This is a genomic window from Enterobacter sp. DC1 (assembly GCF_000568075.1).
Lineage (GTDB): Bacteria > Pseudomonadota > Gammaproteobacteria > Enterobacterales > Enterobacteriaceae > Enterobacter > Enterobacter asburiae.
Genome location: NZ_AZUA01000010.1, coordinates 1 through 26,099, shown reverse-complemented (window position 1 = coordinate 26,099; position 26,099 = coordinate 1). Strand labels below are relative to the sequence as shown.

Genomic DNA, 26,099 nt, shown 5'->3' with positions numbered 1-26,099 from the left:
TTTCCTCGAAGCTGTAGGGTTTTGTTGTTATGCACTTTGATGGTGTCGGGTACGGTATTTGTCGATCAGCACCGCTATGATGATCACCGCCCCTTTGATCACCAGCTGCCAGAAGTAGGAGACGCCCATCAGCGTCATGCCGTTATTGAGGGTGGCGATGATCAGCGCGCCGACCAGCGTGCCGGTGATCGTGCCGATCCCGCCGACGAAGCTGGTGCCGCCGAGGATCACCGCCGCAATCGCATCCAGCTCGTAACCCGTGCCGAGGTTGCCGTTGGCGCTGTAGAGGCGCGAGGCGCTCATCACGCCGCCTAAGCCCGAGAGCAGGCCGCTCATGCCGTAGACAAACAGCAGCACCAGCCAGACCTTAATGCCCGTTAAGCGAGCCGCCTGCATGTTGCCGCCTACCGCGTAGATGTGTACGCCGAGCGTGGTGCGGCGCAGGATGAACCAGCAGATAGCAATGACCGCCAGGGCGATCACCACCAGCCACGGAATCGGGCCGAGGTAGTTATTGCCGATCCACTCGAAGCTGATGTTGGAGTTAATGACCGTCGTGCCGTCCGCCAGCAGATAGGCCGCGCCGCGCAGTGCCGTATAGGTGCCGAGCGTCACGATGAAGGGGGGCAGCCCGGCAAAGGCCACCAGCGCGCCGTTGAACAGGCCCAGCACCATGCCGAGCATCAGCGCCGCCGGGATGGAGAGCATGGCGAATTCGGGAATGAGCGACACCACCATCGCCGCTACCGCCGTGGTGCCCAGAATCGAGCCCACGGAGAGGTCAATCCCGCCGGTTAAAATGATGAAGGTCATTCCCGCCGCCAGCACGATGTTGATCGACGCCTGGCGGGTAATGTTGAGCAGGTTGCTCTCGGTGAAAAAGTTAGGGGCGATAAAGCCAAATACCGCCACAATCAGGATAAGAATCGGCAGGATGCCGACCGTTTGCATCAGATCGCTCATCAGCATTTTTTTGGCGGAGGCGGATTTCGCCACCTGCTGCGGATGGGTTGGAGTTGTCATGATTGCACCGCCTGATGATGAGTATCGTTCACGCCGGTTGCCAGCGTCATAATGTTTTCCTGAGAGATGTCGCGCCCGTGCAGTTCACCCGCAATGCTGCCTTCCCGCATCACGTAGACCCGGTCGCTCATGCCTACCACTTCCGGCAGCTCGCTGGAGATCATTAAAATCGCCACCCCTTTGCGCGCCATCTGGTTCATGATGCGGTAAATCTCGCTTTTCGCGCCGACGTCCACGCCGCGCGTGGGTTCGTCCAGGATCAGAATGCGCGGGCCGATGGCGACCCAGCGGGAGATCAGCAGCTTTTGCTGATTGCCGCCTGACAGCCCGCCCGCGCGCACCTGCGAATGCGGTACGCGGATGTTGAGCAGGGCGATAGCGTCATCGGAAATCGACTGGGCTTTTTTGCGGTTTAGCATGCCGAAGGTGGCGTCGCGCTCCAGCGTTGCCATGGTGATATTCTCTTGTGCCGCCAGCTCCAGAAACAGCCCCTGCTCCTTGCGGTTTTCGGTGAGAAAACCGATGCCGTTTTCGATGGCCGCACGCGGAGAGTGGATCACCACCGGCTCGCCGTCGACCTCAATCATGCCGCCGGTGGCCTTACGCACGCCGAAGATGAGCTGCGCCAGCTCGGAGCGTCCGGCCCCGACCAGGCCCGCCAGCCCGACGATTTCGCCGGAACGCACCTGCAGGCTGCACGGCTGTACTTTTTTACCGTCGGTAAGGTGGTGGACGTTGAGGCGCGGGCTGCCGAGAGGAATATCACGCTCTTTGTTGAACAGGTCGCTTAGCGGGCGGCCCACCATCATGCGCACCAGCTCGGAGGCGTTTAGCTTGTCACGCGTCAGGCTGCCGACGTACTGCCCGTCGCGCAGCACGCTGACGCGGTCAGAGAGTTCATACACTTCCGCCATGCGGTGGCTGATATAGATGATCGCCATCCCTTCATCGCGCAGGCGCAAAATCAGTTCGAACAGGCGGTGCGTTTCCCGCGAGGAGAGGGCGGCGGTGGGTTCGTCCATCACCAGAATGCGGCTGTTGCGGTGCAGCGCGCGGGCGATTTCCACCTGCTGCTGCTCGGCGATGGTCAGCTTCATCACCAGGTCGGTAGCATTGAACTGCGCGCCGAGGCGCTCAATCACCGCCTGCGCCTGGGCGGCCATCTCTTTACGCTGGACCATCCCGCCGCGCGACAGCTCGCTGCCGAGAAAGATATTTTCGGCAACGGTCAGATTGGGCGCGAGCTGCATTTCCTGATAAATCAGGGTAATGCCTGCGGCCAGCGCATCTTTCGGCCCTTTAATGTGAAACGGCTGACCGTCGATCAGGATCTCGCCGCTGGTGGCGGTATAGGCTCCCGCGAGAATTTTCATCAGCGTGCTTTTTCCCGCGCCGTTTTCCCCCATCAGCGCATGGATCTCCCCGGGAAAGACCGTCAAATCTACACCCTTGAGCGCGTGGAAACTGCCAAACGTTTTGGCAATGCTGCGCATCTCTAGTACCGGGGTTCTGCTCATGGCGGATCTCCTGCGAATGCCGATATCTGCACTTCATCACAGGTGCGTAAATGCAAAATGTCAGAAGCTGTTCATATTTGTCATAGTTATGAATAGCTAATGTAGATCACAGTTATGAACTACCCTCACCCCGGCCCTCTCCCTGAAAGGGAGAGGGAGCAAATCATTCCCTCGCCCCTTTGGGGAGAGGGTTAGGGTGAGGGGACACCAAACCGCACAGGAGCCCAAGCCCATGCCATCACGCCGTCCGCCCTTTTTCGCCAGCGCCCGAGGACGCCTGCTGATTTTTAATCTGCTGGTGGTCGCCGTGACGCTAATGGTGAGCGGCGTGGCGGTGCTCGGCTTTCGTCACGCCAGTCAAATCCAGGAGCAGGTTCAGCAGCAAACGCTGGATGACATGACCGGCAGCATGAACCTGGCCCGCGATACCGCCAACGTGGCGACGGCGGCGGTGCGGCTTTCGCAGGTCGTCGGGGCGCTGGAGTACAAAGGCGAAGCCGAGCGCCTGAAGCAGACGCAAATGGCGCTGCGCCGCTCGCTGGAACAGCTTGCGGATGCGCCGCTGGCGCAGCAGGAGCCGGCGCTGGTGGCGCGCATTATTCAACGAAGCAATGAGCTACAGCAGAGCGTGACGGAGATGCTTGAGCGCGGCCAGCGCCGCCATCTGGAGCGTAACGCGCTGCTGAGTTCGCTGTATCAAAGCCAGAGCTACCTGCGTCATCTGCAGGACATCAACCGCCGTTACGACAGCAACGTGCCGGATGCGCAGCAGCTGATGGAGATGGACCGGCTGATCGCCGCCGCCATCGACACCCCTTCGCCGCGCGCGACCATTCAGCAGCTGGACGCCGTGGCCGCAGCGCTGCCCCGGAGTGCCGTGCAGCCGGTCGTGAAGGGGGTTCTGCCAGATTTTAATGCCGAGTTAAGCAAGCTCGCCCCGCTGTCGAAGCAGCTGGAAGAGAGCGATCTGGCGATAAGCTGGTACATGTTCCACATCAAGGCGCTGGTGGCGATCCTCAACAGCGATATTAATCAGTACGTCGGGCAGGTGGCGCAGGCCTCCCGCCTTCGTACGGCCCAGAGTCATCACGAGCTGCAGTCCATCAGCGTGTTTATCAGCATCTTCGCCGTCCTGGCGTTGATCATTACCGGGTGCGCCTGCTGGTATATCTACCGCAATCTGGCCTCTAACCTGACGGCCATTTCCCGGGCGATGTCGCGCCTTGCTCACGGCGAACAGGATGTTTCGGTGCCGGCGCTGCAGCGGCGGGACGAGCTGGGCGAGCTGGCGCGCGCGTTTAACGTTTTTGCCCGCAATACCGCCTCGCTTGAGCACACCACGCGCCTGCTGAAAGAGAAAACCACGCAGATGGAGATCGACCGCGTCGAGCGTCAGGGGCTGGAAGAGGCGCTGCTGCACAGCCAGAAGATGAAGGCGGTCGGACAGCTGACCGGCGGGCTGGCGCATGATTTTAACAACCTGCTGGCGGTGATCATCGGCAGCCTTGAGCTCACCGACCCCGAATCGAAAGACGCGCCGCGCATTACCCGGGCGCTGAAGGCGGCCGAGCGTGGTGCCTTACTGACCCAGCGCCTGCTGGCGTTTTCCCGCAAGCAGTCCCTGACGCCGCATGCGGTAGAGATTCTGCCGCTGCTGGAGAACCTCCGGGAACTGATGCGCCACTCCCTGCCTGCCACCCTCACCCTGGAGATTGAAGCGCAAACCCCGGCCTGGCCCGCGTGGATAGACGTCAGCCAGCTGGAAAACGCCATCATCAACCTGGTGATGAACGCGCGCGATGCGATGGAAGGGCAGAGCGGGGTGATTAAAATCCGGACCTGGAATCAGCGCGTCACCCGCAGCGACGGGCGCAGGCAGGATATGGTGGCGCTGGAGGTGATTGACCGCGGCAGCGGCATGTCGCAGGAGGTGAAATCCCGGGTCTTTGAACCGTTCTTCACCACCAAGCAGACCGGAAGCGGAAGCGGGTTGGGCCTGTCGATGGTCTACGGCTTTGTCCGCCAGTCCGGCGGGCGCGTGGAGATCGAAAGCGCGCCGGGGCAGGGAACGACCGTCCGGCTTCACCTCCCGCGCTCCGTGCTGCCTGCCGCGGCGGACGATGAAGCGCTGTCAGCCACCGCCTCCGTCGATAGCGAGCGGCTGGTGCTGGTGCTGGAAGATGAAGCCGATGTTCGGCAAACCCTGTGCGAGCAGCTGCATCAGCTCGGTTACCTGACGCTGGAAGCGGACAACGGCGAGCAGGCGCTGAATATGCTGGAGGCTTCACCGGATATTGGCATGTTTATCAGCGACCTGATGCTGCCCGGCAGCCTCAGCGGCGCTGAGGTGATTAGCCATGTGCGCAGCCATTACCCGCAGCTTCCTGTGCTGCTGATCAGCGGCCAGGATCTACGGCCCGCGCATAACCCTCAGCTGCCGGACGTCCAGCTACTGCGCAAGCCGTTTACGCGGGTACAGCTGGCGCAGGCGCTGCGCAAGGTCATGGTAATTTGAGATTCCTCCGCTACCTCAGTGCTCCGCCGTTCATTATCGTAAGGCCAGTTCACCTGCGAGTCTGGCCTTATGAAACGTTACTCAACTGTTCTGTTATTTGGTCTGCTGTCACTCACCAGCCAGCTGGCTCATGCCGATATTGTTGATGATGCTATTGGCAACATTCAGCAGGCGATCAACGATGCCTATAACCCCAGCAGCAGCCGCAGCAATGACGACGACGATCGTTATGACCGCAGCCGTCAAATCGACAGTCGACAATACGACGATCGTCGTCGGCAGCTTGAAGACAGACGCCGCCGTTTAGATGAACGTCAGCGTCAGCTGGATGACGATCGCCGTCGGTTAGAAGAGGATGAGCGCAGGTTAGAAGACGATTACGATCGAGGCTAAGTGCGGCCTGTTGCCCTCACCCCAACCCTCTCCCACGGGAGAGGGAGAAAACCTAATTCCGAATGTAGGCCGGGTAAGGCGCAGTCGCCACCCGGCAAAACTCAGTCGAGTACCAAAACCATCCCGTCATAGCCCGCTTCTATGCCCTGCGGCAGCGGGTTATCCATCATCCACACGTCAAACTGATGGCTGATGTGCGTCAGGATCACCTGCGGGCAGCCAATCGCTTCGTTTAACGCAATCACGGTATTTAAGTCGCAATGGTTTCGCGGCGTTTCCTCGCGCGGCTCATGGCTGCAGTCGATAATTATTATCTGCGGCTGGTTGTTGAGCAGGAACTTCACCGTTTTTTCCGGCAATCCGGCGGTGTCGGAAAGCCAGGCCACGCGGCTGTGAGCCGATTCCAGCAAATACCCGAAGGTTAGTTTCGAATGGTTGAGCGGCAGCGGCGTGACCCGCATCCCCTGGAGCTCAAACATCACAAACGGTTCGACCGTGTGGCTGAAATCCAGAATGCCGGGGTGCTTAAACAGATCGTCGCATCCCGCTTCGTCCGGCGGACCGTAAACCGGAATCGTCGCCCCCACGCCCCAGCGCAGGGGGAACAGCCCCTGAACGTGATCCATATGGTAATGGGTGAGCAAAAACTGCTGGAAGCTGCCTGCCGGCCAGTCGTCCATCAGGTGCGGAATACCGGCATCCAGCAGGGTGACGGCATCGTTGAATTTCACCACCGCGCTGCACGGGCGACGGCGATAGTTATCCTGCAGGCGCACCCGGCGACACGCCGCGCAGTCGCAGCCAAAGACCGGCACCAGCTGGGCGCCACCGGTTCCCGTCAACGTGATGGTCAGACTCATAGCGCACCTCTACAGCGGTTTGGTGAATCGGAAATGGCTCTGCGTGTATCCTTCACGAACGTAAAAACGGTGTGCGTCGGTGCGCTTCACGCTGGTGGAAAGTTCGGTCAGCTCCGCGCCGGCCTGTCGCGCCACCTCTTCCGCCCAGGCCAGCAGCTGACTTCCCACCTTTAACCCGCGCGCCTGCGGCATCACCACCAGCTCCTGGATCTCGCCGATCCAGCGCGCGTGGTGCAGGTGAAACTGCATGTGCAGGCCGATCATGCCGATGACCTGTCCCTCTCTCTCCGCAAGCTGGTAGCGCATGTTGCGATCCTGCAGATTGGCAAGAAACCCGGCGTGGAACGCCTGATGGTCGAACTCTGCCAGCTTCAGTTCGCAGATCAGGGCATAGACAATCTGCGCATCGTCGGCTGTGGCGGGGCGAAGCTGGCAGTCAGGCATGCTGTTTCTCCTTCTGACGGATAAGCGATAAAAAGGTATCGACTGACTGTAGCAAACTTCCGTCGTTATTGAGGATGTGGCAGTCCGACGGAGCATAGCGGGCCGCGCGCTCAAGCCGCATATCGATCTCACGGGCTGATTCACGCCCCCGACTCTGCAACCGGCTGCGCAGAACGTCCGGCGAAACCTGCAGACAGATCGGCAGCAGGGCCGCCTCGTAGCGGGCGCGCGCTTGTGGCAGATGCGCGCGCGAGCCGTTAACCAGCACGTCAAAACCCGCGTGCAGCCAGAGGTCGATTTCGATGCCCACGCCATAGTAAAAGCCGTTGGCGTGCCAGCTCAGCGCCAGCAGATTTTGCCCGGCGCGGGTAAAAAACTCCTGCTCGCTCAGGGCGATATGGTTTTCGCTCCCGGCATTGGCCGCGCGGGTAATATAGCGGTGCGCGACCAGCAGCTGCGGATGTTCCCGCTGTCGTAAGGCGGACAGCAGGCTGTCCTTACCGGAGCCGGAGGGCCCCATTAACCAGATGAGCCTTCCCATCAGAACACCCTTTTTCCCTGACGCCAGACGTGGTCGATATGAATATGCTCGCCCTTGCGGTGGGCGAGTACCAGATCCGCGCGTTTACCCTCAGCGATTTCTCCGCGATCCTGAAGATTAAGCGCCGAGGCCGGGTTTTTCGTCACCAGACGAATCGCCTGCGGCAGCGTAAAGCTGTTGCTCTCGTCGTCGGCCACCCGGAACGCCGCATCCAGCAGGCTGGCGGGGTAGTAGTCGGACGAGAGAATATCCAGCAGGCCGAGGGTGGCGAGCCTGCTTGCCGCCACGTTACCGGAGTGCGATCCGCCGCGCACGATGTTCGGCGCGCCCATCAGCACGTTCATGCCGTGCCTGCGTGAGGCTTCAGCCGCCTCGAACGTGGTGGGAAATTCGGCGATCACGCTGCCAAGCTGGTGGGATTCGCGCACGTGATCGTGCGTGGCGTCGTCATGACTGGCCAGCGCGATATTGCGGTCCCGGCACATCGCGGCAATCCTGAGACGGTTTGGCTGCGACCACTGCGCCGCAAGCGCCAGCTGCTCTTCTTCGTAGCGGGCCATCTCCGCATCGCTGAGAGAATATTTGCCCTGATAGTATTCACGATACTTTTCAATGTTGGCGAACTGGCGCTGCCCCGGCGAGTGGTCCATCAGGGAGACCAGCGAGACCGGCTCGCGCCCGACCAGCTTTTCAAACAGCGGCAGGGTGGTGTGGTGCGGCAGCTCGCAGCGCAGGTGCAGACGGTGCTCGGCGCGGTTGAGGCCGCGCTTTTGCGTCTCCTCCACGGCGTTGATCATCTTCTCCAGATTCTCCAGGCGATCGCCGCCGTCGCGCACGTCCCCAATCGCCACCGCGTCCAGCACCGTAGTGATACCGCTGGCGACCATCAGCGCGTCGTGGCTGCTCATCGCCGAATGGGCGGGCCAGTCGACCTTCGGGCGCGGGGTGAAAAATTTGTCCAGATTATCGGTATGCAGCTCAATCAGCCCCGGCAGTAGCCAGCCGCCTTCACCGTCCATCGCTTCAGGGGTACGGCTTTGGGTTTCGGCAAAGGCGCGAATAACGCCTTCATGAACTTCAACCGAGCCATTAACGACTTCATTTTCCAGCACCAGCCTGACGTTATTGATAATCATGCGTTTGTCCCCATCGGGTGCAGTCTGTCCGCCACGCGGCTGCGTACGGCGTCGTCGTGGAAGATCCCGACGATCGCCGCGCCTCGCGCTTTAGCCTGTTCGATCAGCTCCACCACGGCGGCGCTGTTTTTACCGTCGAGCGAGGCGGTGGGTTCATCCAGAAGTAAAATCGGGTAGTCGACGATAAACCCGCGGGCGATATTGACGCGCTGCTGCTCGCCACCGGAAAAGGTCGACGGGGCAAGGTGCCACAGGCGCTCCGGCACGTTGAGGCGCGTCAGCAGGCTGGCGGCTTTGGCGGCGCAGGTTTCGCGCGGCACGCCGAGATCCAGCAGCGGCTGCATCACCACGTCCAGGGCGGAGATCCGCGGGATCACCCGCAGAAACTGGCTCACCCAGCCGATCGTCGTGCGGCGCACTTCCAGTACCTTTCGCGCGGGGGCCTGCACCAGATCGACCCATTCATCGTTGTGGCGAATGTGAATATGGCCTTCGTCCGGCAGGTAGTTGGCGTACAGGGAGCGCAGCAGGGTGGATTTTCCGCTGCCGGAATGGCCGTGCAGCACCACGCATTCGCCGCTGCTGACCTCTAACGAGGCATTTTGCAGCACCGGCAGGCGCACGCCGTTTTGCTGGTGGAGCACAAAGGTCTTACTTACGTTTTGTACGTGGATCATGTTGGCCTCGCGATTCGTTTTGCCGGGTGGCGGCTTCGCCTTACCCGGCCTACAAGGTGCGGAGTTCGTTTTGCCGGGTGGCGGCTTCGCCTTACCCGGCCTATAAGGTGCGGAGTTCGTTTTGCCGGGTGGCGGCTTCACCTTACCCTGCCTACAGGTGCGGTGTTCGTAGGCCGGGTAAGCGCAGCGCCACCCGGCGACAGCGCCCTCAGTTCTGCAATACGGACGACACCAGCAGCTGGGTGTACGGATGGTGTGGATCGTCGAGCACCCGGTCGGTGAGCCCACTTTCCACCACCTGACCCTGCTTCATTACCAGCAGACGGTCCGCCAGCAGGCGCGCGACGCCTAAATCATGGGTGACAATCACCACCGCAAGGTTCAGCTCCACCACCAGACCGCGAAGCAGGTCGAGCAGGCGCGCCTGCACGGAGACGTCCAGCCCGCCGGTGGGTTCGTCCATAAACACCAGCTTCGGATGGGTGACCAGGTTGCGCGCAATCTGCAGGCGCTGCTGCATCCCGCCGGAGAAGGTTGTCGGCAGGTCGTCGATGCGCGAGGCGGGGATTTCCACATCGATCAGCCAGTGCTGGGCGGTGGCGCGTATGTTGCCGTAGTGGCGCGCGCCGGTGGCCATCAGGCGTTCGCCGATGTTGCCCCCGGCGGAGACCTGACGGCGCAGGCCGTCCATGGGATGCTGATGCACCACGCCCCACTCGGTGCGCAGCAGGCGGCGGCGCTCGGCCTCGCTTATGCCGTAGAGGGAGCGTCCCTGATACAGGATCTCGCCGTGTTGCGGCGTCAGGCGCGCGGAGATGGACTTCAGCAGGGTGGTTTTGCCGGAGCCGGACTCGCCGACGATCCCCAGCACTTCGCCCGGCCACAGCTCGAACGACACGTCGCTAAAGCCTTTTCCCGGCGCATAAAGGTGTGTCAGGTGATTAACCGAAAGCAGCGGTTTCATTGGCCGTTCGCCTCGCTCTGTTGGCGGCAGTAATCGGTGTCGGAGCAGACAAACATCCGTTTGCCCGTGTCGTCCAGCACCACTTCGTCCAGATAGCTGTGTTTGGAACCGCAGATGGCGCACGGCTCGTCCCACTCCTGCACCGTAAACGGGTGATCGTCGAAATCCAGGCTTTCCACGCGGGTGTAAGGCGGAACGGCGTAGATGCGCTTTTCGCGCCCGGCGCCGAACAGCTGCAGGGCAGGCATCATGTCCATCTTCGGGTTATCGAACTTCGGGATCGGCGACGGGTCCATCACGTAGCGCCCGTTCACCTTCACCGGGTAGGCGTAGGTGGTGGCGATATGGCCAAAGCGGGCGATGTCTTCATAGAGTTTGACCTGCATGACGCCGTACTCTTCCAGCGCGTGCATGGTGCGGGTTTCCGTTTCGCGCGGCTCGATAAAGCGCAGCGGCTCCGGGATCGGCACCTGGAAAATTAATATTTGATCTTCACTGAGCGGGGTTTCAGGGATGCGGTGACGGGTCTGGATCAGCGTCGCGTCTTCGGTTTTTTCGGTGGTATTGACGCCGGTTACGCGCTGGAAGAAGCTGCGGATCGACACGGCGTTGGTGGTGTCGTCGGCGCCCTGGTCGATGACCTTCAGCACGTCCGCTTCGCCGATCACGCTGGCGGTAATCTGTATACCGCCCGTGCCCCAGCCGTAGGGCATAGGCATTTCGCGGCCGCCGAACGGCACCTGATAGCCCGGTATGGCCACCGCTTTAAGTATCGCGCGGCGGATCATGCGTTTGGTTTGCTCATCCAGATAGGCAAAGTTGTAGCCGCTTAAGTTAGCCATTGGCGCGCTCCCGTTGCAGGCGTTTCAGCAGTTCCAGTTCGGCCTGGAAATCGACGTAGTGCGGCAGCTTGAGGTGCGAGACAAAGCCGGCGGCCTCAACGTTGTCCGCGTGGGCCAGCACGAACTCTTCGTCCTGCGCCGGGCCTGCAACGTGCTCGCCGTAGTCCGGCGCCTGCAGGGCGCGGTCGACCAGCGCCATTGCCATGGCCTTGCGCTCGCCGAGGCCGAATACCAGCCCGTAGCCGCGGGTGAAGTGCGGGTCTTCATTTTCGGGCGCAACAAATCCGTTCACCATCTCGCACTCGGTCATCAGCAGTTCGCCGACGTTCACCGCAAAACCCAGCTCTTCCGGCACGATTTCGACGTCGATGTAGCCGCTGCGAATTTCGGCCGCAAACGGGTGGTTGCGCCCGTAGCCGCGCTGGGTGGAGTAGGCCAGCGCCAGCAGATAGCCTTCATCGCCCCGCATCAGCTGCTGCAGGCGGGACGAGCGCGAGCACGGGTAAACCGGCGGCGTGCGGGTGATGTCATCCGGCTGCGCGCCTGAATCTTCTTCCGCCTTCGCCAGGCCCTGTCTCGCCAGCAGGCTGAAGACGTGCGGAGACGGTTCCTGTTCGGCGTCGGAGGTGCTGAGCTGCGGCGCTTCGCCGTTCGCCAGCAGGGTAAAATCCAGCAGGCGGTGGGTGTAGTCGTAGGTGGGGCCAAGCAGTTGGCCGCCGGGGATGTCTTTATAAACGGCAGAAATGCGACGCTCCAGGCGCATCTCCGCCGTGTTCACCGGCTCGCTGACCGCCAGTTTGGCAAGCGTGGTGCGGTAGGCGCGCAGCAGGAAGATGGCTTCCACGTTGTCGCCGCTGGCCTGCTTCAGGGCCAGCGCCGCCAGCTCGCGGTCGGCGATGCCGCCCTCGGTCATCACGCGGTCGACGGCAAGGTTTAGCTGCTGTTCAATCTGGGCGACGCTCAGCTCGGGAAGCCGTTCATCGCCCCGTCGTCTGTGCGCCTGTAGCGCATGGGCGGCGGCGATGGCCTTCTCGCCCCCTTTGACGGCAACGTACATCAGCACACCTCCACGTGGGTGGTCCGCGGGATTGCCAGCAGGCGCTCGCCGCAGGTCAGGATCAGGTCAATGCCCAGCGGGAACGGGTGCGGGCGTTCGGTCAGCTCGTGAATGATGCACTCCGGCAGCTGCGGCGCGACCATGCGTTCGTCGGCGATGCCTGCCCCGGTGAGGCGCAGCATGCGGCCGCCGCTCAGGCTGGAGACCTGCAGGATCAGCGTGGCGCTGGTCTCCGGGGCGACGGCGCTGCCTTCGCTCAGGGCGTTGAGCTGTTCATGGCTGATTTGCTCGTCTGCCACGGCAAAAACCGCCTGCTGGGGCTGATCGACCAGCGGGGCGCTGGTGTGAAAACGCAGGTTCTGGCTGGCGATATCGTTCGACAGCGCGCCAGAAAGCCACACCGGGGTGTCGTTATCGGCAAGCGTCAGCAGCACGCTGGTGGTCGCCAGGTTCAGCGGCAGCCAGCCCTGGGAGAGCTGGTGCAGCGAGACGATCACGCCCGGCTCGCTCATCGCCTTCAGCAGGCGACGAAAACTGTGTTGGGCATCCTGGACGGCCAGGGTAAAAGCAGGTTGAAGCGTCATGCGTTATCTCCGCGAACGAGCGTAAAGAAGTCGACCCGGCTGGTATTCACTTCGGCCTGACGTGCGGCAATGCGCGCGGCGCGGTCGGCTTCCAGCGGGGCAATAAGGGTTTCCATTAACGTCTGGAAAAAGGGTTGTTCCTGTAAAAGCGCGTCGATCACAGCGCAGCGCTCGGCGTGCGCTTTGTCGCGCCCCAGCACGTAGCTGTAGCCCAGCGTGCCGCTGTTCAGACGGATCGCCGCGCGGGTGAGGGTGGCGTCTCCGGCGAAGAAGCGTTCGCCGGTGCCGCCCATGCGCGCCTGGATCTGAACGAGGCCGATCTCCGGGGCGCGAAGGGTGTCGTAATCGGGTGCCAGACTCAGGGCACTCATGCGGGCAGAAAGCGCGGCAGGCTGGCTGTGGGCCAGCACGCGCATCCAGCGCTGTCGGGTGGAGGTATCGAAGTGCATTCAGTGCTCCATGGTGAATTCGATCATGTCGGCGCGGGTCAGACTGACGGAGTATTCCGTCGCGTTGATCTCGCCGTCACGGTGATTGAGGGTGCGCACGCAGAGCAGCGGGGCCATATTGGGAATTTCGAGCACCTTGCTCTCTTTCGCCTGCGCGCGACGGGCGCTGATGCGCGTCTGGGTGCGCTTGAGCGCAATGCCTGTCGCATCCTGAAGAAAATCATGCAGCGAGCCGCTGGAGAAATGCTGGAGCACGGGCCAGAGGGCGAGGTCCGCGAAGTAGTGGTCTATCTGACACACCGCCACGCCGTTAACGCGGCGCAGGGTGCGCAGGTGAATGACGTTATCGCCCTCCTGAATACCCAGCGCGTCCGCGACGTGGCTGGAGGCCGGACGCAATACCGAGAGCAGCTTTTCGCTGGTCGGGTGGCTGCCCTGATCCAGTAGGTTCTGGCTAAAGCGCGCCTGGGCGTTCAGCGGGTAGTCGAACGGGCGCATCAGCACCAGCACGCCCACGCCCTGACGGCGCTGGACCCAACCGCGCTCGACCAGCTGGTCAATGGCGCGACGCAGGGTGTGTCGGTTCACCTCATAGCGGTCGGCAAGCTGCTGCTCGGCGGGCAGGTAGTCCCCGCAGCGGTAGTGCGTGCGTAGCTCCACTTCGAGCTTTGCCGCAATCTCCTGCCAGCGGGTGGGGTAACTGGTCGGATGTCTGGATAAGTGCATAGAAAACAAAGCCTCGCTTCTCAGATGAAGTGCTTACGCAAACGTTGAGAGAGGAAATCCAGCAGGCTGACGGTGACGATGATGAGCACCATCATGGCGCAGGTTTGCTGGAACTGGAAACCGCGAATCGCTTCCCACAGGGTGACGCCAATCCCGCCTGCGCCCACCATGCCGACCACCGTCGCGGAGCGGACGTTGGACTCAAAGCGGTACAGGGAGTAGGAGATCAGCAGCGGCATAACCTGCGGCAGGACGCCGTAAAGGATCTCTTCGATTTTGTTGGCGCCCGTTGCGCGGATGCCTTCCACCGGACCGGGCTCGATGGCTTCTACCGCTTCAGAAAGCAGCTTGGAGAGCACGCCGGTGGTGTGGATGAACAGCGCCATCACGCCGGCGAACGGACCCAGGCCAACGGCGACCACGAACAGCATCGCAAAGACCATTTCATTGATGGCGCGACAGGCGTCCATCAGGCGACGCATCGGCTGGTATACCCACCACGGCACGATGTTTTCGGCGCTCATCAGGCCAAACGGAATCGAGAGAACGACGGCAAGGGCGGTGCCCCAGACGGCGATTTGCAGGGTGACCGCCATTTCGCTGAGATAATCCTGCCACTGGCTGAAGTCCGGCGGGAAGAAGTCGGCGGCGAAAGTCGCCATGTTGCCCGCGTCTTTGAAGAGCAGCAGCGGATCCATTTCCGCGCCCTTCCAGGAGATAACCAGCACCGCCAGCAGGATGGCCCAGCTTATGAGCGAGAACCAGCTGCGCTTCGGCGGCGGGAGGGTGATGGTTTGCATGTTGGCTCCTTTGGGTTTAGTCCCCTCTCCCTTGAGGGAGAGGGTTAGGGTGAGGGGGAAATGTGCGCGCTGATGCCCTCACCCCGGCCCTCTCCCACGGGGAGAGGGAGAAGGGCACTACTGCACCGCTTTATTCACGCTCGTCATCGCACCGAGCGCGGCGGTCAGGCGGTCGAGGTCTTCCAGCTGGGCCTCAATTGTGGCCACTTTGCTGGTCTTCTCCTCGTCCTTCAGCCCTTTGTTGTCCTTCACGCCCTGCATCTCTTTAAACAGCGCCAGCTGGCGAATCGGGACCAGCTGCAGGTCGCTTGACGGGCGGAACGGTGCCCAGCCCAGACGCGCCAGGACCGCTTTCTCTTCCGGCGTTTTGCCATAGGTCATAAAGAAGTCGTACACCTTGTCCTTGGTGCTTTCAGACAGATTTTTACGCCACACGATCGGGTCGCCCGGGATCAGCGGCGATTTCCAGATAACCTTGATCTCTTTCAGCTTGTCCGGCGCGGAGGTCTTGAGCTTGTCGAGGTTTTCGGTGTTGTTGGTGGCAACGTCCACCTGCTTGTTGGCCACGGCCAGGGCATTGGTTTCGTGGCTGGCGTTCACCGTGCGCTTGAAGTCGCTGGCGGAGGCGTTGTTTTTGGCGAAGACGTAGTAGCCGGGGACAAGGTAACCGGAGGTGGAGTTCGGGTCGCCGTTGCCAAAGGTCAGCTCTTTGCGTTTGGCGAGCATGTCGTTGAGGTTGTTGATCGGGCTGTCTTTGTTCACGATCAGCACGCTCCAGTAGCCCGGGGAGCCATCTGCCGCGACGGTCTGGGCAAACACCTGGCCGTTCGCGCGGTCCACCGCTTCCATGGCGGAGAGGTTGCCGTACCAGGCGATGTCCACTTTATTAAAGCGCATCCCCTGGATGATGCCCGCATAGTCCGGGGCGAAGAAAGCGTTCACTTTGATCCCCAGCTTGGTTTCCATATCTTTCAGGAACGGTTCCCACTGAGGCTTCAGGTTCTGCTGTGATTCCGTCGAAATAATGCCGAAGTTCAGCGCTTTTTCCTGCTCTTCCGCATACGCCGGGCTTAACAGGGTGCTGAGGCTGAACATGCTGGTAAAGGCCAGCGCGGCAACGGCTTTGTAGCTCATGTACTTTCCTCGGATCGGGTTTAATTAAGCAGCCTGCGCGTTCTCTTCGACGCGGTTAATGCTGCGGTAGAGATGGTCAAAACGTTCGTTATCAAACTGATGGCTTGCGCCATCAAAGAACACGTGTCCCTGACGCAGGGCGACAATGCGTTCGCAGTAGCGCAGGGCGTAATCCACCTGATGCAGCGTGACCACCACGGTAATGCCGTCGTTCTGGTTAATGTCGCGCAGAGTTTCCATCACGATGCGGGCGGACTCCGGGTCCAGCGAGGCAATGGGTTCGTCAGCGAGAATGATTTGTGCTTTTTGCATCAGGGCGCGGGCAATCGCCACGCGCTGCTGTTGTCCACCGGACAGGGTGGAGACGCGCTGGTGGGCAAAATGCGCCATGCCGACGCGGGTCAGGGCCTGTAAGGCTTCCTGCTTCTGGGACGGGGAGAACCAGCGCAGACAGGTGCGCCAGAACGGGGTGCTGCCGAGCGCGCCAATCAGCACGTTCTCCAGCACCGTCAGGCGGTTCACCAGGTTGAACTGCTGGAAGATGTAGCCCGTCTGGGCGCGGCTCTTGCGGATATCGCTGGCGAGACGCCCCGTGCGCTGCACGGTATTGCCCAGCAGCTCGACGTGGCTTTCCGGCGTTTTATCGCAGGTGATAAGGCCGCTTAAATGACGCAGAAGGGTGGATTTACCTGAACCGGATGGCCCCAGCAGCGCCACCATTTCGCCCTGCTGGACGGTCAGATCAACGGCATGCAGAGCCTTATTGTGATTGAAGGTCTTGCTCAGTTTCTCGACGCGGATGACGGTTTGCATGTGCTGGGCCTCACGATAAATGTGGCCTCATGCTGGCGCATCAATGTGACATTTGGGTTAAGTCTGGGTTGCGGGAGTTTGAAGAGTTGAGGGGAGTTTGATGACAATCACCGTAGGCCCGGTCAGCGCAGCGCCACCGGGCGCTGTTGCCGGTTGCGCTGCGCTTATTCGGCCTACGACGTTTGGTGTTGCTTAACGACGTTAATCATCCACGGCACGCCGTACTTATCGGTGACTTTACCGAAACCGTGTGCCCAGAAGGTTTCCTGCCAGGCCATTTCGATATTCCCGCCCGCGGCGAGGTTGTCGAACCAGCGTTTGCCTTCATTAACGTCCTGGGTGTCGAGAACCAGGGTGAAGCCCGCGTACTGCGCGTTGCTGCCCGGCGGCATCCCGTCGCTCATCATGATATCGCTGCCTGCAATGCGGACGTTGGAGTGAGCGATAGCCGAATCCGGAAATTGCATACCGGACGGACAGCCTTCTTCGCTGTTATCGCTTTTTGGCATTTCGCCGAAGGTGATTTTATAGAGAAGCTCTGCGCCGACGGCTTGCTGGTAGAAAGAAGTGGCTTCTGCACAGTTGCCGGCGAACGAGATGTAGGGACTTAACGGCATAATCTTTACCTCACGTAAGAAAAGCCCATTAAGTTTAGTTGTTGTAGGCCCGGTAAGCGAAGCGCCACCGGGCGCTTTTGCCGGATGCGCTGCGCTTAACCGGCCTACAAAAAAGAGAAATCAGTTCTTTTTCACGAACTCTGATTTCAGCTTCATCGGACCGAAGCCGTCAATTTTGCAGTCGATATTATGATCGCCTTCAACCAGACGGATATTCTTCACTTTGGTGCCGATCTTCAGCATGGAAGAACTGCCTTTCACTTTCAGATCTTTAATCACGGTTACGCTGTCGCCGTCCGCCAGCAGATTGCCGTTCGCATCTTTTACGATAAGTGCATCAGCATCGTGTGATGGTTCGGCATCATTCCATTCGTGAGCGCATTCCGGGCAGATGAACATGCCATTATCTTCGTAGGTGTATTCAGAATTGCATTTTGGGCAGTGTGGGAGTGACATATCGGTATCCTCAAAAAGTGTAAACGCGCTGGAAAGTGCCAGCTAAATGACGGCAGCGTGCCGAAAAAGGCGGCAAGTATAGCTCAAATCCACACGTTTGTCGGTGGCATTGTGAATTAAAAAAATGCAAAAAGCGTATCGGGAGTGACACTTCCTGTCAGTCAGTTAAGCGATGCTTACCTCATTAACACGGTGGGAAGAAATGACGCTAAATATATCGAATATTTTATTGCAGCAAATTGCTACGCCCCTTCATTTCGGATAAGGTGAAGCGACACATTGTTATTTATCTCCTGACCTCGCTGCCATCCATATCTTTTGGCAGGGGCGTATTACCTCTCTTTTTAGGTGGGTAAATAATGATGATATATCCTGAAGTTTCTTAAAATTGGGCTACGCTTTTTTCCTTTGGCCGTCAGGCCTGAAGGGGAGCTATACACGCCATGCAAGGATAGCGAATTATTTCTGATTATCATCAATCAGTTATATTTCGGCGAACATGTTTTCCACACGTGATCATATAAGCCTGAACAACATAATTAATACCAGTGGCTTAATAAAAGTAATAAATTTGCGTTAAGGAAAGGCTTTTATCATGCACACACAGACCATTTTTGAATTAAGCCAGGAAGCTGAGCGTTTGTTACAGCTCGCCCTGCAAAACCTTGATACGTTGAAATCAATGCCGACTGCGATGCTGGAGAGCACCGCGGCTGCTATTACGGGTGAAAAGAACAACGTTTTACCTTTGCATTTTAGCGCGCGCGGTGTCGAAGCGCAGCAGGCGATGCTGAATAATGAATTACGAAAAATAACCCGGCTGGAAATGGTCCTGGCTATTGTGGGCACCATGAAAGCGGGGAAATCGACCACCATTAATGCGATTGTGGGGACCGAAGTGTTGCCGAACCGCAATCGTCCGATGACGGCGCTCCCTACCCTGATTCGCCACACGCCGGGCCAGAAGGAGCCAGTGCTGCATTTCTCACATGCCTCGCCCATTGATGAATTGATCCAACTGCTTCAGAAAAAGCTATGTGATTACGATCGCGGGAAGCTGGCCCAGCATCTGGAAATTGATAAAGACATGAATACGCTGCTGGAGCGTATTGAAAAAGGAGAGGCTTTTGAGAAGCATCACCTGGGCGCGCAGCCGATATTTCATTGTCTGAAAAGCCTCAACGACCTGGTGAGACTTTCCCAGGCGTTAGGCGTGGAGTTTCCCTTCTCTGAATATGCCGCCATCGAACATATTCCGGTGATTGAAGTAGAGTTCGTGCATCTTGCGGGTCTTGATGCTCACCTCGGACAGCTGACGTTGCTCGATACGCCCGGGCCGAATGAGGCCGGACAGCCGCATCTGCAAAAAATGCTTAGCGAGCAGTTGTCCCGCGCGTCGGCGGTGCTGGCCGTGATGGATTATACCCAGCTTAAATCCATCTCTGATGAAGAAGTCCGCCAGGCCATTTCCGCGGCGGGAAAATCTGTGCCGCTGTATGCCCTGGTCAATAAGTTCGATCAGAAAGATCGCAATAGCGACGATGAAGAGCAGATCCGGGCGATGATCTCCGGCACCTTAATGAAAGGCAATATTTCGCCTGGCCAGATCTACCCCGTTTCGTCCATGTGGGCCTATCTGGCGAACCGCGCTCGCTACGAGATGAGTACCCACGGACAGCTGCCGGATCATCAGGAGCAACCCTGGGTGCAGGACTTTGCCGAAGCGGCGCTTGGGCGGCGCTGGCGTACGGCGGACCTGGACGATATCGAGCATGTTCGTCATGCTGCCGATTTGCTCTGGGAAGATTCGCTTTTCGAACAACCGATACGCAAGCTGATCTACGCCGCCTATGCCAATGCCTCGCTTTACGCGCTGCGTTCGGCCTCGCATAAGCTGCTCAACTACGCACAAAATGCCCGGGAGTACCTCGACTTCCGCTATCAGGGGCTGACGGTTGCCTTTGAGGCGCTGGAACTGAATATCGCACGCCTGGAAGAGGACATGGCGCTTCTCCAGACGCGTCAGAGCGTGGTGAGCGATGAGGTGAAACATGAAGTTGAGGAGGCGCTGAACGCTACCGCGGACTTTATGGGCGCCCAAAAAACCGCGCTTAACCAGGCGATTGGCGAGGTGTTCAGCACTCAGCATATTCTTGATTTAGCTGGCATCGATCGTCAGAACCCTCACGGTGAGGAGCAGCACGAGCTGAAGCAGCTGGTTCTGGACGATGAAGGGAAGGCGCAGATCGCGCTGAGTAAAATTCGCTCCTCCTGCGAACGGGTGATGCTGGATGCACAGACGAAAATCTGCCGGGAGCTGGCGTTACGCTTCGACCAGCTTGAATCAACGCTGGCGCGCTCCCTGAACGAAGCCATGCGCCCAATCGAAACGCGGATTAAAGAGCATCTGAGCCATGCGGGTTTTCGGGCGCGAATCAGTTTCCCGGCGTTTCAGGCTCACCAGCTTAACTTCAACACGCGGGCGCTGTTTAATGATGCGATAGCGCAGGATGACAGCCAGGCAGCCCCGCCATCGGGCGGGAGCAGTATGCGAGAAACGGTCTCTCGCTGGCTCAATAATCCGGGCTGGGGCTGGGATGAGTATGTGGAAACGCGCACGCGATATGTTATCGATATTGCGCAGCTACATGACAAATTTAAGCAACATATTGAGCTGTTTTGTGAACAAATACGTAAAGCTTTGTCCGCGCAGGTCGATGTCTCTGTTACGGCAGGAATGGCGACGTTCTTTGCAGAATTTTCGCTGTGCCTGACCGGGTTACAGGAAAGCTTGCGTGATAGCCTCGCAGTGCGTCAACAGAATGAGCATTCAACCCGAGCGCTCTGCCAGCTGTTGAAGCAAAGTATTACGACTGCGACGTGGATACAGGAAGATACCCGACTGTTACGCGATGATATTCAAACTCTATTCGCGGCAGAGCAACCATGACAACACCACTACTGGACGGCCCCGGGCGAACGCTGGAGTGTATTAATCCAAAATTTATGGTCGATCTGGTGCAGGGGGGAGACGCGGCGCGTCATTCTCATCTGGGACCACAACAGCTTCAGTTTCGCGAGCGTTTGACTCAGGAAATCATGACGCATACCCGGCTACGCCCCTGGGCGATGGCGGGTATGCTCAATGAAAATGCAGCGCTGCGCCTGGGGCTGGCGGAAAAACTGGCCGGCATGCTTGATCCGGGGCATCTCGCGCTGACGCTGATGGCAGAGAAACTGATAGCTTTGCGCCAGCAGACTCACCCGCGCGCCCAGCAGTCTCCCGGGCTGATGCAGCAGTACGCTGAACTCGCCTCTCATTTCACCCAACGTGCAGCATATAAAGAAAAGGCGCTAACCCAGCGCGGGCTGACGGTGCAGGCGGGCGAGCACAGCGAGCAGATTTTTACCCGCTGGCGGGCCGGGCATTATGATGGCTGGTCGCTGGCCGGGCGCTGTTTTATCGTCCTGGAAGAGCTGCGCTGGGGGGCATTTGGTGACGCATGCCGCCTCGCGAATGAAGATGTGGCGGCAATGCTTAAGGATAACCTGCGCAGCATGGCGGCTAACTATCTGGCACAGGGCATCAATGCGTCCCCCACGACGCGCCATTTCTATCACCAGTGGCTGACAACGCCGGCCTCTCCGGGTTTAATCGATCATAAAGACATGCTGGGCTGGCTGGGGGACTGGTGTCAGGCGGATCAACATCCGGTGAGCTGGTCAGTGACGCAAAACTGGCAGACCGTCGCGCTGGGTATGCCAAGGCTCTGTTCGGCAAAACGGCTGGTGGACGGGATGGTGGAAGAGATTTTTGGCTAAATCTCTCCCCCTCTCCCCTTTGGGAGAGGGAACGGTGCGGTGTGTTAATGATTCATTTCTATCGGCTTCGGTTCCGGCAGGGTCTCTTGCATATTCCCGTAGCGTTTCGCATACAGCGCCGTGATGATGGGGACCAGAATCGCGGTGACAATTACGCTCGCGGCAACCAGTGCCGTCGCTGAAGCGGCGACCGGTTCGAAGGCCGGGTTAATCTGGGCAATAATCACCGGATTTGCGACAGCAGCACCTGCGGCTGAAGAGGCAGCGACGCCAGCCGTGCCGTTTCCTCCTCCGATCACGCGGTCGGCAATAATCAGCGGAATACCGGTGATGACGATCACGGCGACGCCCAGCACAATGCCCAGCAGGCCGGTGTCGAGAATGACCTTCAGGTTGATGGTGTTCCCCAGTGCGAAACCGAAGAACGGGATTAGCACCGGCGTGGCTTTGCTGAAGAAATCACGCAGATCGCGATCGAGATTGCCAAGGGCGAAACCGACCAGGAAGGGCAGGATTGCACCGACAAAGTGGTGCGGTTCAAACGAGGCCAGGCCAGCAGAACCCAGGATCAGCATCGTCATCAATGGGCCGGACTCCAGAGACATCAACACAAATGCGCCGGACTCTTCTTTCGTTCCGTACTGGTTCATCAGGCTGGCGTACAATCCGCCGTTGGTCATATCCATCGCCGAGACAATCGCCAGGACCGATAAACCCGCAAAGAACCCGGTCTGAATTCCATTCTCCGGAATGAACATCGCGCATATCATTGCCACCGCCCAGGCTACCGCTATTTTGGTTATCACCAGCGTGCCGGATTTCCGTAATACTGTCCCCGTTGCCCGCAAATTAATGGATGCGCCGATACAAAAAAACCAGACGGCAAGAATGGGAACCGTGCCTGTTATCATGCCTTTTGTGAAACCACCGAAATAGGCTCCGGTATCGGGAGCAAGAGTATTCAGGATGGCGCCCAGTACCAGCGGAACCAGCATCATGCCGCCGGGTATACGTTCTATCGTGGCTTTAATCTTCATAGACAAACCTCACATCGGATCCCGCAGGACGGGTGATAGGTGTTATAAATTAGTCAATAAATTCAATTGATTGCTCGTATTGCTTGCGATCTTTTTTCGATAATCCTGCAACATAATTAAATGTGTGCTCCCGATTAACCTCATTCAGAAACACATAAAACGCTGAATTCGGATTTATGATGCGATCATTGGAATATTGATTCAATGAAAATAAAACATCGTTTTAGTTATCTTTATCACATATTCAATGTAAAACTTGAGGCCGATTCCTGCTGATGAAAATTTATGTAAACCTGATGTGAATTAACGTGATTTGTTTTTCCGTTAAGAAAGAAATAATGACGTGCGGGAGGATGTTCTTTAGGTGGGGTAAGGAAGTGCTTATTGGCACTCCTTGACAAAAATTGGACTGAGTTGACGAGACGCGAAAATATGTGTGAAGTTGATCACAAATATAAACGCTGGTAGGGTAAAAAGGTCATTAACTGCCCAGGCAGGCGTCAACAGGTTCGGTTGTATCGACGTAAAACGTCAATGTAAGTAAACCTGCTACGCTTGAATAAGGCGATTCGCATGGAGCGGATCCCATGGTTCACAGAACGCTAACTGGACTGTGAAACAGACAGGGCCGAGTCAACGAGGATAGCTATGCTAAGAAGGAAGAAGATTAAACCCATCACGCTTCGCGACGTCACCATTATTGATGACGCAAAGCTGCGTAAAGCCATTACCGCAGCCTCGCTCGGTAATGCGATGGAATGGTTCGATTTTGGTGTCTACGGCTTTGTAGCCTATGCGTTAGGTAAAGTGTTTTTCCCCGGGGCCGATCCCAGCCTGCAGATGATCGCCGCACTGGGTACGTTCTCCGTTCCCTTCCTGATTCGCCCGCTGGGCGGTCTGTTCTTCGGTATGCTCGGCGATAAATATGGTCGTCAGAAGATTCTGGCCATCACCATCGTCATTATGTCGATCAGTACATTCTGTATCGGCCTTATACCGTCTTACGCCACCATCGGCATTTGGGCACCCATTCTCCTGCTGATTTGTAAGATGGCGCAGGGCTTCTCCGTCGGCGGTGAATATACCGGTGCCTCGATCTTCGTTGCCGAGTATTCCCCGGACCGCAAGCGCGGATTTATGGGGAGCTGGCTGGACTTCGGCTCGATTGCCGGGTTTGTCATGGGCGCAGGCGTAGTCGTGCTGATTTCAACCGTGGTGGGTGAAGATAACTTCCTCGACTGGGGCTGGCGTATCCCGTTCTTCCTGGCATTGCCGCTGGGGATAATTGGTCTCTACCTGCGTCATGCGCTTGAGGAGACGCCTGCTTTCCAGCAGCACGTCGAAAAACTGGAACAGGGTGACCGCGAAGGGCTGCAGGATGGTCCGAAGGTGTCGTTCAAAGAGATTGCCACTAAGCACTGGCGCAGCCTGCTGACCTGTATTGGTCTGGTGATTTCGACTAACGTGACCTACTACATGCTGTTGACCTACATGCCGAGCTATCTGTCGCATAACCTGCACTACTCGGAAGATCACGGTGTGCTGATTATTATCGCCATCATGGTGGGTATGCTGTTTGTGCAGCCGATTATGGGCCTGTTGAGTGACCGTTTTGGCCGTCGACCATTCATTATCCTGGGAAGCGTTGCGCTGTTTGCTCTGGCCATTCCGGCATTCATTCTGATTAACAGTGATGTGCTGGGGCTGATTTTTGCCGGTCTGCTGATGCTGGCGGTGATCCTTAACTGCTTTATCGGGGTGATGGCCTCAACGTTGCCCGCGATGTTCCCGACGCATATTCGCTACAGCGCGCTGGCCGCGGCCTTTAACATCTCGGTGCTGATTGCCGGTCTGACCCCGACGCTTGCTGCCTCGCTGGTAGAGAGCACGCAGAACCTGATGATGCCGGCTTATTACCTGATGGTGATTGCGGTGATTGGTTTGATTACCGGTCTTACCATGAAGGAGACGGCGAATCGTCCTCTGAAAGGCGCAACGCCTGCGGCGTCTGACATCCAGGAAGCGAAAGAGATCCTGCGCGAGCACTACGATAACGTAGAGCAGAAGATTGAGGATATTGACGCAGAGATTGAAGAGCTGCAGAAAAAACGCTCCCGACTGGTGGACCAGCATCCACGCATCAACGAGTAATAAAGAAACCCGCCAACGGCGGGTTTTCTTTTATTAGCATCCGGCAGCGATGTAGTCACCATTGGCGCTGACGGGGATTACCGTCAGGAACAGCACCGTCGCAAACAGGATCAGGACTATCCCTCCGGCTATTTTGACTGCTGGCACCAGCCATCTTAATGAGGCGCTTTCTCCGAACCAGGTCACCGTGCGCTCGCGGGCGTAACGTACAGCCAGGGAAAGCCCCACGATAGAGAGCGCGGTTCCCAAAGACATGGTCATGACCGCGGCCACTCCCCAGGTGACAATGCCCAGCGCGTTCGAAAACATCAGAATCATGATCGCCCCGCTGCACGGGCGTGCGCCAATCGCCAGAATCACGCCCAGACGGGTTTTCCAGTCGCCTTGCGTCAGGTCTGTACCTACGCCGTGATGGCCGCAGCCACAGTGTTCATCGTGCTGATGAAGCGGCTTGATGGCGGAGATAGTCATCCTGCGCGGGCGCAGGCTCTTCAGCGCCTGATAAATGACAAATGCACCAAAAGCGCCAATAAGCACTGCGCTTATCTTCTCCACGTACCAGCGGCTGGTACTGATATCCCCTGAGGCGAGGTTAAACCCTACAGCCAGAATAAAGACAAACAGAATGGCGCTGACGCCCTGCATCATGCTGCCCAGGAAGGGGACGACCCGGGCGGCCAGCTCGCTTTCCTTATTGGTGGTCAGATAGGTCGTCACGATGAACTTTCCGTGTCCGGGGCCAATGGCGTGGAGAACACCATAAAGGAAAGCCCCCGTTAACAGCCATAATCCGCCGCTGTACTGGTGGTTATTAAGCTGCAGCAGATACATCACCAGATAGCGGTGCAGCGTAATTTGCGTGGCGAGACACCACTGGATAAAAGCGTTCCAGTGCGCATGCAGGGTAAAACCCGCAAAGAGGAGTGCCAGCAGCATCACCCCTGCTGCAGGGAGACGCCAGTCGCGGGCGAGGCGTTGTGTGGTCATGAGGGTGGGCCTGCACAGAGGAGATTATTTGCCGCTAGTATAGTTGATCTTCTCGCTCAATTCGTGGGAACGCATCGCGATTCGCTCATGATTGTGGATAACTTTGTGCATAAAAGGGTATAAGGCGGGGTTTTGCTGTGGAATGCAGCAGTCAGTCATTTTTCTGTCATTTAGCGGTTGCGGCCTGCTGAGAACTCCCTATAATGCGCCTCCATCGACACGGCGGATGTGAATCACTTCACACAACAAGCGGTTCGGTTGAAGAGAAAAAATCCTGAAATAACGGGTTGACTCTGAAAGAGGAAAGCGTAATATACGCCACCTCGCAACGGTGAGCGAAAGCCGCGTTGCACTGCTCTTTAACAATTTATCAGACAATCTGTGTGGGCACTCAAAGTGACATGGATTCTTAATGTCTTCGGACAATAAATGAATACCAAGTCTCTGAGTGAACATACGTAATTCATTACGAAGTTTAATTCACGAGCATCAAACTTAAATTGAAGAGTTTGATCATGGCTCAGATTGAACGCTGGCGGCAGGCCTAACACATG

The 26,099-nt window shown here is 58.2% G+C and carries 25 protein-coding genes; 5 read left to right on the top strand and 20 right to left on the bottom strand.

What is annotated here, in order from left to right; translation table 11 throughout:
- Window positions 1-27: 27 nt before the first annotated feature.
- Together P346_RS01855 and P346_RS01860 are read right to left on the bottom strand one after the other, a co-directional pair.
- The gene (locus P346_RS01855; protein WP_032662554.1) at window positions 28-1,023 is read right to left on the bottom strand and encodes an ABC transporter permease subunit; all 996 of its coding nucleotides are present in this window, start codon (window positions 1,021-1,023) and stop codon (window positions 28-30) included.
- Window positions 1,020-2,540 (bottom strand): sugar ABC transporter ATP-binding protein, encoded by a 1,521-nt coding sequence (locus P346_RS01860; RefSeq protein WP_023310078.1) that lies wholly within the window; start codon window positions 2,538-2,540, stop codon window positions 1,020-1,022. The genes P346_RS01855 and P346_RS01860 overlap by 4 nt, the downstream gene beginning before the upstream one ends.
- Before the next feature lie 232 nt (window positions 2,541-2,772).
- Between P346_RS01860 and P346_RS01865 the strand changes: the two genes are divergently transcribed.
- The gene (locus tag P346_RS01865; RefSeq protein ID WP_032662552.1) at window positions 2,773-5,055 is read left to right on the top strand and encodes an ATP-binding protein; all 2,283 of its coding nucleotides are present in this window, start codon (window positions 2,773-2,775) and stop codon (window positions 5,053-5,055) included.
- Window positions 5,056-5,124: 69 nt separating this feature from the next.
- Window positions 5,125-5,448, top strand: coding sequence for a DDRRRQL repeat protein YjdP (yjdP, locus tag P346_RS01870; RefSeq protein ID WP_032662549.1), 324 nt, complete (start codon window positions 5,125-5,127; stop codon window positions 5,446-5,448).
- Between the two features lie 101 nt (window positions 5,449-5,549).
- Here the strand turns inward: yjdP and phnP are convergent, their stop codons facing one another.
- From phnP to P346_RS01950, 16 genes are all read right to left on the bottom strand, one after another.
- Window positions 5,550-6,308 (bottom strand): phosphonate metabolism protein PhnP, encoded by a 759-nt coding sequence (gene phnP, locus P346_RS01875; protein ID WP_032662547.1) that lies wholly within the window; start codon window positions 6,306-6,308, stop codon window positions 5,550-5,552.
- A 9-nt stretch (window positions 6,309-6,317) separates the two neighbouring features.
- Window positions 6,318-6,752: an aminoalkylphosphonate N-acetyltransferase gene (gene phnO, locus P346_RS01880; RefSeq protein WP_032662545.1), complete on the bottom strand. Its 435-nt coding sequence runs from the start codon at window positions 6,750-6,752 to the stop codon at window positions 6,318-6,320.
- A complete protein-coding gene (gene phnN / locus P346_RS01885) occupies window positions 6,745-7,296 on the bottom strand; it encodes a ribose 1,5-bisphosphokinase (RefSeq protein WP_152537879.1) in 552 nt (183 codons plus the stop codon). Before phnN ends, phnO begins: the two co-directional genes overlap by 8 nt.
- Window positions 7,293-8,429: an alpha-D-ribose 1-methylphosphonate 5-triphosphate diphosphatase gene (gene phnM, locus P346_RS01890; RefSeq protein WP_032662541.1), complete on the bottom strand. Its 1,137-nt coding sequence runs from the start codon at window positions 8,427-8,429 to the stop codon at window positions 7,293-7,295. The genes phnN and phnM overlap by 4 nt, the downstream gene beginning before the upstream one ends.
- A complete protein-coding gene (gene phnL, locus P346_RS01895) occupies window positions 8,426-9,106 on the bottom strand; it encodes a phosphonate C-P lyase system protein PhnL (protein WP_032662539.1) in 681 nt (226 codons plus the stop codon). Before phnL ends, phnM begins: the two co-directional genes overlap by 4 nt.
- 208 nt (window positions 9,107-9,314) lie before the next feature.
- Window positions 9,315-10,070, bottom strand: a complete 756-nt coding sequence (phnK, locus tag P346_RS01900; protein ID WP_032662537.1) for a phosphonate C-P lyase system protein PhnK — start codon at window positions 10,068-10,070, stop codon at window positions 9,315-9,317.
- Window positions 10,067-10,912, bottom strand: a complete 846-nt coding sequence (gene phnJ, locus P346_RS01905) for an alpha-D-ribose 1-methylphosphonate 5-phosphate C-P-lyase PhnJ (protein ID WP_032662535.1) — start codon at window positions 10,910-10,912, stop codon at window positions 10,067-10,069. The genes phnK and phnJ overlap by 4 nt, the downstream gene beginning before the upstream one ends.
- A complete protein-coding gene (locus tag P346_RS01910) occupies window positions 10,905-11,969 on the bottom strand; it encodes a carbon-phosphorus lyase complex subunit PhnI (RefSeq protein ID WP_032662533.1) in 1,065 nt (354 codons plus the stop codon). The genes phnJ and P346_RS01910 overlap by 8 nt, the downstream gene beginning before the upstream one ends.
- Window positions 11,969-12,553, bottom strand: coding sequence for a phosphonate C-P lyase system protein PhnH (phnH, locus tag P346_RS01915; RefSeq protein WP_032662532.1), 585 nt, complete (start codon window positions 12,551-12,553; stop codon window positions 11,969-11,971). The genes P346_RS01910 and phnH overlap by 1 nt, the downstream gene beginning before the upstream one ends.
- Window positions 12,550-13,002: a phosphonate C-P lyase system protein PhnG gene (gene phnG / locus P346_RS01920; protein WP_032662530.1), complete on the bottom strand. Its 453-nt coding sequence runs from the start codon at window positions 13,000-13,002 to the stop codon at window positions 12,550-12,552. The genes phnH and phnG overlap by 4 nt, the downstream gene beginning before the upstream one ends.
- Window positions 13,003-13,728 (bottom strand): phosphonate metabolism transcriptional regulator PhnF, encoded by a 726-nt coding sequence (phnF, locus tag P346_RS01925; RefSeq protein ID WP_032662528.1) that lies wholly within the window; start codon window positions 13,726-13,728, stop codon window positions 13,003-13,005.
- Between the two features lie 20 nt (window positions 13,729-13,748).
- Window positions 13,749-14,528, bottom strand: coding sequence for a phosphonate ABC transporter, permease protein PhnE (gene phnE / locus P346_RS01930; RefSeq protein ID WP_032662527.1), 780 nt, complete (start codon window positions 14,526-14,528; stop codon window positions 13,749-13,751).
- Window positions 14,529-14,645: 117 nt separating this feature from the next.
- A complete protein-coding gene (gene phnD, locus P346_RS01935; RefSeq protein WP_032662524.1) occupies window positions 14,646-15,662 on the bottom strand; it encodes a phosphonate ABC transporter substrate-binding protein in 1,017 nt (338 codons plus the stop codon).
- 24 nt (window positions 15,663-15,686) lie between these two features.
- Window positions 15,687-16,475, bottom strand: a complete 789-nt coding sequence (gene phnC / locus P346_RS01940) for a phosphonate ABC transporter ATP-binding protein (RefSeq protein WP_032662522.1) — start codon at window positions 16,473-16,475, stop codon at window positions 15,687-15,689.
- A 173-nt stretch (window positions 16,476-16,648) separates the two neighbouring features.
- Window positions 16,649-17,092 (bottom strand): VOC family metalloprotein YjdN, encoded by a 444-nt coding sequence (yjdN, locus tag P346_RS01945; protein ID WP_032662520.1) that lies wholly within the window; start codon window positions 17,090-17,092, stop codon window positions 16,649-16,651.
- A gap of 120 nt (window positions 17,093-17,212) precedes the next feature.
- Window positions 17,213-17,548, bottom strand: a complete 336-nt coding sequence (locus P346_RS01950) for a zinc ribbon domain-containing protein YjdM (RefSeq protein WP_032662519.1) — start codon at window positions 17,546-17,548, stop codon at window positions 17,213-17,215.
- Window positions 17,549-18,143: 595 nt separating this feature from the next.
- Between P346_RS01950 and crfC the strand changes: the two genes are divergently transcribed.
- Entirely contained in the window at window positions 18,144-20,498 is a 2,355-nt protein-coding gene (gene crfC / locus P346_RS01955; protein WP_032662517.1) for a clamp-binding protein CrfC, read from the top strand.
- Window positions 20,495-21,370 (top strand): diguanylate cyclase regulator RdcB family protein, encoded by an 876-nt coding sequence (locus P346_RS01960; protein WP_032662515.1) that lies wholly within the window; start codon window positions 20,495-20,497, stop codon window positions 21,368-21,370. The genes crfC and P346_RS01960 overlap by 4 nt, the downstream gene beginning before the upstream one ends.
- A gap of 44 nt (window positions 21,371-21,414) precedes the next feature.
- Here P346_RS01960 and kdgT read toward each other — a convergent pair whose 3' ends face one another.
- Window positions 21,415-22,407, bottom strand: a complete 993-nt coding sequence (gene kdgT, locus P346_RS01965) for a 2-keto-3-deoxygluconate transporter (protein ID WP_023310099.1) — start codon at window positions 22,405-22,407, stop codon at window positions 21,415-21,417.
- Between the two features lie 648 nt (window positions 22,408-23,055).
- On the opposite strand from kdgT, the gene proP reads away from it, so the two are divergent.
- A complete protein-coding gene (gene proP / locus P346_RS01970; RefSeq protein ID WP_029740241.1) occupies window positions 23,056-24,558 on the top strand; it encodes a glycine betaine/L-proline transporter ProP in 1,503 nt (500 codons plus the stop codon).
- A gap of 33 nt (window positions 24,559-24,591) precedes the next feature.
- On the opposite strand, the gene P346_RS01975 is transcribed toward proP, so the two are convergent.
- Window positions 24,592-25,545: a nickel/cobalt transporter gene (locus P346_RS01975; RefSeq protein ID WP_032662513.1), complete on the bottom strand. Its 954-nt coding sequence runs from the start codon at window positions 25,543-25,545 to the stop codon at window positions 24,592-24,594.
- Between the last annotated feature and the right edge of the window lie 554 nt (window positions 25,546-26,099).

Coding starts and splice junctions, on each gene's coding strand:
- phnL (WP_032662539.1), bottom strand. CDS start 9,106: ATGATCCACGTACAAAACGTAAGTAAGACCTTTGTGCTCCACCAGCAA.
- phnG (WP_032662530.1), bottom strand. CDS start 13,002: ATGCACTTCGATACCTCCACCCGACAGCGCTGGATGCGCGTGCTGGCC.
- phnP (WP_032662547.1), bottom strand. CDS start 6,308: ATGAGTCTGACCATCACGTTGACGGGAACCGGTGGCGCCCAGCTGGTG.
- P346_RS01960 (WP_032662515.1), top strand. CDS start 20,495: ATGACAACACCACTACTGGACGGCCCCGGGCGAACGCTGGAGTGTATT.
- P346_RS01855 (WP_032662554.1), bottom strand. CDS start 1,023: ATGACAACTCCAACCCATCCGCAGCAGGTGGCGAAATCCGCCTCCGCC.
- phnH (WP_032662532.1), bottom strand. CDS start 12,553: ATGACGCTTCAACCTGCTTTTACCCTGGCCGTCCAGGATGCCCAACAC.
- phnK (WP_032662537.1), bottom strand. CDS start 10,070: ATGAAACCGCTGCTTTCGGTTAATCACCTGACACACCTTTATGCGCCG.
- P346_RS01910 (WP_032662533.1), bottom strand. CDS start 11,969: ATGTACGTTGCCGTCAAAGGGGGCGAGAAGGCCATCGCCGCCGCCCAT.
- phnJ (WP_032662535.1), bottom strand. CDS start 10,912: ATGGCTAACTTAAGCGGCTACAACTTTGCCTATCTGGATGAGCAAACC.
- kdgT (WP_023310099.1), bottom strand. CDS start 22,407: ATGAAGATTAAAGCCACGATAGAACGTATACCCGGCGGCATGATGCTG.
- phnD (WP_032662524.1), bottom strand. CDS start 15,662: ATGAGCTACAAAGCCGTTGCCGCGCTGGCCTTTACCAGCATGTTCAGC.
- P346_RS01975 (WP_032662513.1), bottom strand. CDS start 25,545: ATGACCACACAACGCCTCGCCCGCGACTGGCGTCTCCCTGCAGCAGGG.
- phnE (WP_032662527.1), bottom strand. CDS start 14,528: ATGCAAACCATCACCCTCCCGCCGCCGAAGCGCAGCTGGTTCTCGCTC.
- phnM (WP_032662541.1), bottom strand. CDS start 8,429: ATGATTATCAATAACGTCAGGCTGGTGCTGGAAAATGAAGTCGTTAAT.
- crfC (WP_032662517.1), top strand. CDS start 18,144: ATGCACACACAGACCATTTTTGAATTAAGCCAGGAAGCTGAGCGTTTG.
- phnF (WP_032662528.1), bottom strand. CDS start 13,728: ATGCACTTATCCAGACATCCGACCAGTTACCCCACCCGCTGGCAGGAG.
- P346_RS01860 (WP_023310078.1), bottom strand. CDS start 2,540: ATGAGCAGAACCCCGGTACTAGAGATGCGCAGCATTGCCAAAACGTTT.
- P346_RS01865 (WP_032662552.1), top strand. CDS start 2,773: ATGCCATCACGCCGTCCGCCCTTTTTCGCCAGCGCCCGAGGACGCCTG.
- phnO (WP_032662545.1), bottom strand. CDS start 6,752: ATGCCTGACTGCCAGCTTCGCCCCGCCACAGCCGACGATGCGCAGATT.
- phnC (WP_032662522.1), bottom strand. CDS start 16,475: ATGCAAACCGTCATCCGCGTCGAGAAACTGAGCAAGACCTTCAATCAC.
- proP (WP_029740241.1), top strand. CDS start 23,056: ATGCTAAGAAGGAAGAAGATTAAACCCATCACGCTTCGCGACGTCACC.
- P346_RS01950 (WP_032662519.1), bottom strand. CDS start 17,548: ATGTCACTCCCACACTGCCCAAAATGCAATTCTGAATACACCTACGAA.
- yjdP (WP_032662549.1), top strand. CDS start 5,125: ATGAAACGTTACTCAACTGTTCTGTTATTTGGTCTGCTGTCACTCACC.
- yjdN (WP_032662520.1), bottom strand. CDS start 17,092: ATGCCGTTAAGTCCCTACATCTCGTTCGCCGGCAACTGTGCAGAAGCC.